The organism is Alkalibacterium indicireducens (genome assembly GCF_039522005.1).
Lineage (GTDB): Bacteria > Bacillota > Bacilli > Lactobacillales > Carnobacteriaceae_A > Alkalibacterium > Alkalibacterium indicireducens.
In genome coordinates this window covers 1-8,404 of sequence record NZ_BAAADA010000148.1, presented here as the reverse complement: position 1 = coordinate 8,404, position 8,404 = coordinate 1, and the positions used below count along the sequence as shown (strand labels likewise).

The 8,404-nt window shown below is 43.3% G+C and carries 9 protein-coding genes; all 9 read left to right on the top strand.

The features are described 5' to 3' along the window. The first annotated feature begins 192 nt into the window (after positions 1 to 192). The 9 genes from ABFX15_RS12205 (at position 193) to ABFX15_RS08835 (ending at position 8,298) form a co-directional block, all read left to right on the top strand. A complete protein-coding gene (locus tag ABFX15_RS12205) occupies positions 193 to 363 on the top strand; it encodes a hypothetical protein (RefSeq protein ID WP_428830625.1) in 171 nt (56 codons plus the stop codon). A gap of 40 nt (positions 364 to 403) precedes the next feature. Next, the gene (locus ABFX15_RS08870) at positions 404 to 1,111 is read left to right on the top strand and encodes a response regulator (protein ID WP_346025069.1); all 708 of its coding nucleotides are present in this window, start codon (positions 404 to 406) and stop codon (positions 1,109 to 1,111) included. Continuing rightward, positions 1,108 to 2,880 carry a two-component system histidine kinase PnpS gene (gene pnpS / locus ABFX15_RS08865; RefSeq protein ID WP_346025068.1) on the top strand — a complete coding sequence of 591 codons (1,773 nt, stop codon included), beginning with the start codon at positions 1,108 to 1,110 and terminating at the stop codon, positions 2,878 to 2,880. The genes ABFX15_RS08870 and pnpS overlap by 4 nt, the downstream gene beginning before the upstream one ends. 178 nt (positions 2,881 to 3,058) lie before the next feature. Next, positions 3,059 to 3,967 (top strand): substrate-binding domain-containing protein, encoded by a 909-nt coding sequence (locus ABFX15_RS08860; protein WP_346025067.1) that lies wholly within the window; start codon positions 3,059 to 3,061, stop codon positions 3,965 to 3,967. 192 nt (positions 3,968 to 4,159) lie between these two features. After that, the gene (gene pstC, locus ABFX15_RS08855; RefSeq protein WP_346025070.1) at positions 4,160 to 4,981 is read left to right on the top strand and encodes a phosphate ABC transporter permease subunit PstC; all 822 of its coding nucleotides are present in this window, start codon (positions 4,160 to 4,162) and stop codon (positions 4,979 to 4,981) included. Between the two features lie 2 nt (positions 4,982 to 4,983). Continuing rightward, complete coding sequence (gene pstA / locus ABFX15_RS08850; protein WP_346025066.1) at positions 4,984 to 5,799, top strand: phosphate ABC transporter permease PstA; 816 nt, start codon at positions 4,984 to 4,986, stop codon at positions 5,797 to 5,799. Further along, positions 5,799 to 6,560: a phosphate ABC transporter ATP-binding protein PstB gene (gene pstB, locus ABFX15_RS08845; protein WP_346025065.1), complete on the top strand. Its 762-nt coding sequence runs from the start codon at positions 5,799 to 5,801 to the stop codon at positions 6,558 to 6,560. Before pstA ends, pstB begins: the two co-directional genes overlap by 1 nt. A 30-nt stretch (positions 6,561 to 6,590) precedes the next feature. Continuing rightward, a complete protein-coding gene (gene phoU / locus ABFX15_RS08840; RefSeq protein WP_091267478.1) occupies positions 6,591 to 7,262 on the top strand; it encodes a phosphate signaling complex protein PhoU in 672 nt (223 codons plus the stop codon). A gap of 175 nt (positions 7,263 to 7,437) precedes the next feature. Further along, positions 7,438 to 8,298: a helix-turn-helix domain-containing protein gene (locus tag ABFX15_RS08835; RefSeq protein ID WP_346025064.1), complete on the top strand. Its 861-nt coding sequence runs from the start codon at positions 7,438 to 7,440 to the stop codon at positions 8,296 to 8,298. Positions 8,299 to 8,404 lie beyond the last annotated feature (106 nt).

The following is an 8,404-nucleotide window of genomic DNA, read 5'->3' as shown; positions in this document are numbered from 1 at the left end:
GAATTAACGAATACAGGTTTTCTAATTACATGCAATAGTGGATATTTAGTGTAAAAAGGGTAAATTCAAAATTCTTACGACGTCGATGTAGCCCGCGTCAGACGGCTGATTGAAGAAACTGTTATTGAACTGCGAGAAGAAAAATGGAATAATATCCTCAAAGAACCGGAACCGAGAGTCTTTTTCGAATAATTGGGTGATTCTTCGTTAGATTTTACTGTCTGGTTCTGGATTGAAACACAATCTGACGAGCGGGAATTCAGAATTCCGAGCGACTTGAGATTTAAAATTTTTGAGAAATTCAAGCAGAATGGAATAGAAACTCCATTCCCGAAACGCGACATTCATATAAAATCAAATTAAATAATCAACAAGACCAGTCATGAGGAGAAAGAGGGCGCAAATGAAAAAAGTTCTAATAGTTGAAGATGAGCAGTCTATTTTGAAGCTTCTGCAGTATAATCTGGAGAAAGAAGGCTATGAGGTTTCTGGGGCAATGGATGGAAAAGAAGGGTACGAGATGGCACTTAACAATTCCTACGATATCATCCTTCTCGATCTGATGCTTCCGGGGATGGACGGGATGGATGTCTGCCGGGAGTTGAGAAGAGAAAAAATCGATGCACCAATCATCATGCTGACGGCTAAGGATTCAGAGATTGATAAAATCGTCGGACTGGAACTGGGGGCAGACGATTACATGACCAAGCCGTTCAGCCCTAGAGAAGTCACTGCACGAATGAAAGCTATTTTCAGACGTATGGAGAGAAACAGTGCATCGAAGGAACAGTCAGACGAATTGACGGAAGACATCATCATCGGTGATATCGTTATTTCTCCTGATCAGTATGAAGTGTCTGTCAGAGGGGAAAAGCAGGAAGTGACACCTAAAGAATTTGAGTTGCTTCTTTACCTCGCTCGACATAAGGGGCGTATTCTCAACAGAGAGCAGCTGCTCCAGGCGGTCTGGGACTTTGACTTTACCGGAGAGACGCGAATCGTTGACATGCACATCAGTCATCTGCGGGAAAAAATCGAAGAAGACCCCAAGAAACCGGTCTATCTGAAAACGGCCAGAGGGTTTGGTTATAAGCTGGAGGCGCCGAAATGAAACAGCTGAGAGCCAGGATACTCGGTTTTTTTATGCTCGTTCTTGTGCTATTCACCCTATTATTTCTCTATCTTATTTCATCCAGCCTTCAGCGGCAGGCTATTGAGCAGCAGGGAGAGGATCTTGAGTCTCAATTGTTAACCTTATCGAGCCAACTTGATGCATCGCAGTTCGAAGATGATCTGAATCTTGTAAATCTGCAGTTGGATCAAACGGCTGAAGTGATTACTGAACGAATTACCTTCATCTCGCCTGAAGGAGAGGTCATTTACGATACTCGAGCTCGGGAAGAGGTACTTGAAAATCATCTCGATCGGCCTGAAATTCAACAGGTACTTGATGGAGAATCGATTGGAACATTCAATCGTACGAGCGAAAGTACAGGAGAAGTCCTTTACTATGCTGCTACGGATGTCGTAAATACAAAAGGAGAGTTGATTGGTTTTCTCCGGCTCTCTAAAAATGTAGAGGAGATGGGTGGACTGACTGACCAGTTCATTCAGACGCTTGCCTTGTTCACGATCATTTCCATTCTGGTCGCTCTGCTGTTTACCAATTACTGGACAAAGAGAATAAGCGATCCGATTGAAAAAATGAAACAAATTACTGAACGACTGAGGATTCAGGATTATTCAAGCCGATACCGGGAGCACTCCTATAAAGAAATCGATGAGTTAGGGCTTGCCATTAATCACTTGGCCACGAACCTTGACTATCAGATGCAGGAAATCAATCAGAATCAGACCCAGCTCAAGGAACTGGTCAACCATCTAGTTATTGGGGTGATGCTCGTAGATAATCAGGGCAATATTACCATGGTCAACCCTGTTATGAATGAAATCGTAGGGGAAGATCTTTACGGTAAAATCGGGATATCTTATGAAGAGGGACTACACAGCACGGCTTTGATCGACTTGATAACTCGAGCGATTCAGGAGCAGAGCCTGCAGAATAAGGAAGCGACTTTGCTGTACCCTGAGGAAAAGGTCGTCGATGTCAATGTCGTCCCAATTCTGAATCAGTCCAAAGAGACCATCAATCATATTGTCCTGCTGTATGATATTACAGAAATCAGACGGCTTGAAAAAGTTCGAACCGATTTTGTAGCCAATGTTTCTCATGAGCTGAGAACACCGATCACTGCAGTGAAAGGATTTGCAGAAACACTGCTGGATGGTGCGCTTGAAGATGAAGAAGTGCTTGTGGAATTTCTGAAAATCATTCACAAAGAATCGACACGTCTGGATTTGATGGTCCAGGATATTCTACAGCTTTCCAGACTTGAGCAGCATAAAGTTCAGGGAGTCATTCAGGACGTACGGATAAAGGATGTCTCAGATGAGGTCAGAAATATCCTTCATCAGAAAGTGGATTTGAAACAGATCACACTCAATGTGGTGGAAAATGAAGCCGTCGTACTGGAAATCGACCGGGACCAGCTGAAGCAGATTCTGATCAACCTGATTGGAAATGCTGTCACCTACACGCCGAATAAAGGATGGATCGGCGTGACCATTGACCGGACAGACCACGAAGCCGTGATAACCGTCAGTGACAACGGCCTTGGTATTCCTAAAGAGAGTCAGTCGCGGATCTTTGAACGCTTTTACAGGGTAGACCAGGCTAGAAGTCGGAATGCTGGTGGAACTGGACTGGGTCTGGCTATTGTGAAGTGGCTGATTGAAAATAATCAGGGGCGCATCACATTAGACAGCGAAGAAAATAAAGGGAGTACCTTTACCATCTGGCTTCCTTTAAAACATGAATAGAATAAATTTAACCCACGACTTTAGGACACCTGTCCAATGAGTCGTGGGTTTTATTTACACGATATTTACATTACTTTACATAAAATCGACAATAAATCCAACCAAAGTACACAGTCGACATTTAATATAGGGACTGTAGACAGGAGATGTCTTAATTTATCCACTAAAGGAGATTAACGTGAAAAAACATATCAAACTGCTATCTATCGTAGGTTTAGCCGCAACAACTCTGGCCGCTTGTGCTGACACTGGAAGCGAAGGGGCTTCAAACGGTTCTGATGGAGGATCAAACGGAGGAGACTTCGATAATTCAAGAAATCTGCACTTAGTTACTCGTGAAGTCGGATCTGGAACACGTGATGCATTTGCTGAGCTAACTGGACTTGATGACGGCGATAACGACCTGATTGCTGCTGAAGCAACAGCTCAACAAGGAACAAATGCAGTCAACAGCACTGTAGCAGACGACTTGTATGCCATTGGTTATACATCTGTAGGAGCGTTGGATGATTCACTGAAAGCTATTCAAATCGATGGTGTTGACGCGAACGAAGAGAATATTCTTGAGGGAGACTACGAAATTGCGCGTAACTTCAATGTCATTATTGGTGAAGAACTGGATGAAGTGGCAGCTGATTTCTGGGAATTCATGTTCTCAGCTGAGGGACAAGCTATTGTTAATGAAGTAGGTTACATTCCTTCTGATACCGATGCTCCAGCATACGAAGGAAGCGATCTTGACTTAAGTGGATCGATCGATGTTATCGGATCAACAGCAGTATACCCAGTTGTTGAAGCAATGGCAGAAGCGTATCAGGAGATTCATTCTGACGTACAAATCGCTGTTCACTCAACTGGATCTGGTGCAGGTGTCACTTCTGTAATTGAAGGAACGTCCGATATCGGTATGGCATCAAGAGACCTTGATGATGACGAAACAAGTCAAGTAACTGAAGTAAGAGCTGTTGCACTTGATGGAATCGCAGTCGTTGTCCACCCGGATAACCCACTTGAATCATTAAGCATGGATCAAGTTGCAGACATCTTCAGAGGCGACTTCTCAACATGGGCAGACGTATTAGATTAATCAATAGCATCTAAACAGATAGGAAAGAGGGGTCTGCAGAACAGATAATGCGTCTGTTCGGCAGCCCTCTTGTACTGTAATTGAGAAAGGATTTTAATTATGGAACACATAAATAAGAGGGCAGCGGCGGGGAAGACTAAGCGTCGTCCTCCCGTCAGAAAAACAGCTAAGACCGATTGGAAGGAAAAAATCATGCATGGCGTCTTCTTCATGGCGGCATTCACTTCCATTTTGTCTCTCCTACTGATCGTAATTTTTATTTTTACTAATGGCTTGCCTATGATGTTCGAGTATGGCTTGACTGATTTCATTTTCGGAACGACTTGGAACCGGACCACGTTCGGTCTCCTACCTATGATCACAGGTTCAATACTAGTAACATTGGGTGCAGTAGGTCTAGGTGTGCCGATCGGTGTCATGACGGCTGTTTTCATGGCGGAATTCTGTCCGAAGAGACTTTATGCATTCTTAAAGCCTGCAGTTAATTTAATGGCAGGAATTCCTTCTATTGTTTACGGATTTTTTGCACTGAGAATCATTGTTCCACAGATTCGTGCCATATTCGGCGGGCCGGGGAACAGTATGCTGGCAGCGATACTCCTGCTTACCATCATGATTCTTCCGACAGTCATTTCTTTATCTGAAGTAGCGATCCGCTCTGTGCCCCGTTCGTATTTTTCAGGAAGCATGGCCTTGGGTGCCAGTCACGAAAGAAGTATTTTCTCAGTTGTCGTTCCAGCTGCCAAGTCTGGCATTTTCTCAAGTATCGTATTGGGAGTCGGACGGGCAATTGGTGAAACGATGGCAGTGGTCATGGTTGCCGGAAACCAACCGTTGATGCCTAGAGGGCTTACGGAAGGGGTCAGAACGCTAACTACGAATATTGTTATGGAAATGGCCTATGCATCCGGTCAGCACAGGGATGCTTTAGTCGCAACAGGTGTCGTCTTGTTCGTCTTCATTATGATCATCAACACAACATTTCTGATTATGAAAACAAGGGAGGCTAAATAATCATGGCAAGTAAACTAATGAAAGGTCTAGTCTATGCATCGTCAGTTTTTACTTTCGGCATGCTGGGTTATCTGGTTATTTACATTCTGATCAACGGAGTCAGATTTCTGACGCCCTCTCTGTTTTCATGGCAGTACAGCACATCCAATGTCTCGATGATGCCGGCGCTGATGACGACACTGATGGTCGTTGCGGGCACCTTACTGATTGCGACTCCGATTGGCGTGTTCACAGGTTTTTATCTGGTGGACTATGCTGACAGAAAGAATCCAGTGGTTAGAGCGATCGGAATGGCTACAGACACTCTGGCTGGAATCCCGTCAATCATTTACGGATTATTCGGTATGCTTTTCTTCGTTATTTTCCTGGAGTTCCAATTTTCACTGATTGCAGGTATTCTGACGGTCACGATCATGTCGCTGCCTGTCATTATTCGAGCGACTGAAGAGGCACTGATTGCCACAGGTATGCCTATCAGACAAGCCAGTTATGCGCTTGGAGCAGGGAAACTGAGAACTTTGTTCAAAGTAGTCCTGCCAGTGGCTATGCCTGGTATCTTATCGGGTGTCATTCTGGCTACTGGTCGAATCGTGGGTGAAACAGCAGCACTTATGTTCACTCTTGGAACAGCAACGAACCTACCAGGCAGTCTCTTCGCTTCCGGAAGAACACTGTCTCTTCATATGTATATACTGTCTCAGGAAGGGCGTCACGTTAATGAAGCCTATGCAACAGCAGTCGTTCTGCTTGTGTTTGTTCTAGTGATCAACGCGTTATCGACACTAGTAAGTAAACGATTGGCTGGAGGAGGAAAATAATGTCTAGAACAAATAAAATAACAGTCAGAGATTTAAAACTCTGGTACGGAGATTTCGAAGCCCTTCATGGTGTCAACCTCGATATTTACGAAAAAGAAATTACAGCCTTTATCGGCCCGTCCGGTTGCGGTAAATCGACGCTGATCAAAACGCTCAACCGTATGAACGATCTGGTTGAAAACTGCCGAATTGAAGGAACCGTTGAGCTTGATGGAAAAGACATCTACAGCAGAAAAGTCGAGCTGAACAATTTGAGAAAACGAGTGGGAATGGTTTTTCAGCAACCCAATCCTTTTCCAAAAAGTATCTATGATAATATTGCCTTTGGCCCAAGAACGCATGGGATAAAGAACAAAAGTGAACTGGATGAGATTGTAGAAAAGAGCTTGAAGCAGGCAGCTATCTGGGATGAAGTCAAAGATCACTTGGACAGAAATGCCTTGTCAATCTCAGGCGGACAACAGCAGAGAATTTGCATTGCACGTGCACTAGCGGTAGAGCCGGAAGTTCTCTTAATGGATGAGCCGACAAGTGCCCTTGACCCTATTTCCACGTCTAAGATAGAAGATCTCGTGTCTGAACTGAAAAATGAATATACCATCGTAATGGTCACACACAATATGCAGCAGGCGTCACGTATTTCAGACCGTACAGCCTTCTTCCTGAATGGGAATATTATTGAACAGGATGAAACTCGTAAAATCTTTACGAATCCTAGCGAAACAGAAACAGATAACTACATTTCTGGGCGATTCGGGTAATTGCTTTCAGGAATAAAAGGAGAGAATATTATGCGACGAGCGTATGATGAGGAACTCGAAAAACTGCATCGTCAGTTTTTTCAGATGGGGAACCGCGTTAATGAAGCCATCTATAAATCGATCAAAGCTTTTGCGAATCATGATAAAGAGCTGGCTAAGCAAGTCATTGATGAAGATATAAAGATCAATGAAATGGAACATCAGCTTGAACACGATTGTATTGAACTGATTGCTTTGCAGCAGCCAGTTACAGCAGATCTGCGTAAGATCATCACAGTGATGAAAGCCTGCGCTGACTTGGAAAGAATGGGCGACCATGCTGTATCCATCTCAAAATCCACCATTAGAGTTAAAGGGAATAAACGCAATGCGACAATTGAAAATAAAATTTCTCTAGCTGGAGAAAAAATTAAGGTGATGGGTCAGGAGATTATTGATGCCTATATCAAGTATGATACTCAAAAAGCCAGAGAGATTGCGCATAAGGATGAAGCCATTGATACGCTGGCCGATGAAATTAAAAAAGCCAGCATCGATGAGATGCGTCAGGATCCGGAGCTTGTTCTGGGCGCCACAGACTACATTCTTGTCAGCACCTATATTGAAAGAATGGGTGATTATATCACGAATATATCCGAATGGATCCTTTATTTTGAAACAGGAGAAATACAGGAATTGAATACACACCATAACTACTCATAATAAGCCTATAAAGGGTGAAAGCGAGGAATGGAGGGGCCGAAATCCTGTTCATTCCTTTTTTTCATAAAATGACTGGGTTTTATCCAACTTCCTCTAGCTAATAAATGAGGTTTTGTGTATAATATTTTAATATAACTGATATTATAATGGTAATATAATGAGAGGAAAAAAGGGTATGAAATTAGGGGAGAAGATTAAGACAAGAAGAAAAGAAATTAAAATGACGCAAGCGGAACTGGCCGATGGTATCTGTACTCAAGCCATGATCAGCCGTATCGAAAAGAAGAAAGTCAGACCAAGTCGGGAACTGATGGAGAAAGTAGCGGAACGGCTGGCCGTATCGATTCATTATTTTTATGGGGAAGATTCGATCGAGAGCCGTTATTCTCAAACAGCACAGCTGTGCCGCATTATTCGTCAGCACCTTGAAAGAAGAGAGTATGAATCAGTATCTTATCTGATCGAATCGAATGAAGAACTTATCGAAAAGACGATAGGTGAAGAAAGAGATTTCTTTAACTGGATACAGGGACTTTTATACGCTTATCGTGACGGGGATAACGATAAGGCTCTTGACTATCTGATTGAATTGGAAACCGATGTAAAAAATGGAGAACTACGAGTTGAAGTCATTGACAGTATTGGAAATCAGTATTTGAGAAAGAAACAGTACGACCTGGCAGAAGCTTACTATCAGAAAGGGTTCGACTCATTTGCAGAATGGATGAATCATGAGAAGAAAGCTAAGTTGCTGCTTAACTATTCGATTTGTCTGTTCAGGGAAGGCAAGTATTCCAGCTGTCTGGACAAAGTGATGCAGGGACTGGAGCTGGTCATAGAGAAGAAGACTTTATTTTTACTAGGCGACTTTTTCTACTATAAAGGCTCGTGTCTGGAGAAGCTGGGTCATAGAGATGAAGCACTGGATGCTTACAAAAAAGCTCAGACCATCTTTGATATTCAGCAGAACGAAAAGTACCTGCTGATCACTAAACTGGCTCAGGAGCAGCTTCAGTCGGCAGCTAGAACGGAATAACCGCATAGAATAATCGAGTAGGAGGTAAATAATTAATTTACCGTCCTCTCACACCACCGTGCGTACGGTTCCGTACACGGCGGTTCAATAATTTAAATATCTCTAT

Excerpts from the sequence above, each read along its gene's own strand:
- pstC (WP_346025070.1), top strand. The coding sequence starts at position 4,160 with ATGCATGGCGTCTTCTTCATGGCGGCATTCACTTCCATTTTGTCTCTC.
- pstB (WP_346025065.1), top strand. The coding sequence starts at position 5,799 with ATGTCTAGAACAAATAAAATAACAGTCAGAGATTTAAAACTCTGGTAC.
- ABFX15_RS08870 (WP_346025069.1), top strand. The coding sequence starts at position 404 with ATGAAAAAAGTTCTAATAGTTGAAGATGAGCAGTCTATTTTGAAGCTT.
- pnpS (WP_346025068.1), top strand. The coding sequence starts at position 1,108 with ATGAAACAGCTGAGAGCCAGGATACTCGGTTTTTTTATGCTCGTTCTT.
- phoU (WP_091267478.1), top strand. The coding sequence starts at position 6,591 with ATGCGACGAGCGTATGATGAGGAACTCGAAAAACTGCATCGTCAGTTT.
- pstA (WP_346025066.1), top strand. The coding sequence starts at position 4,984 with ATGGCAAGTAAACTAATGAAAGGTCTAGTCTATGCATCGTCAGTTTTT.
- ABFX15_RS08835 (WP_346025064.1), top strand. The coding sequence starts at position 7,438 with ATGAAATTAGGGGAGAAGATTAAGACAAGAAGAAAAGAAATTAAAATG.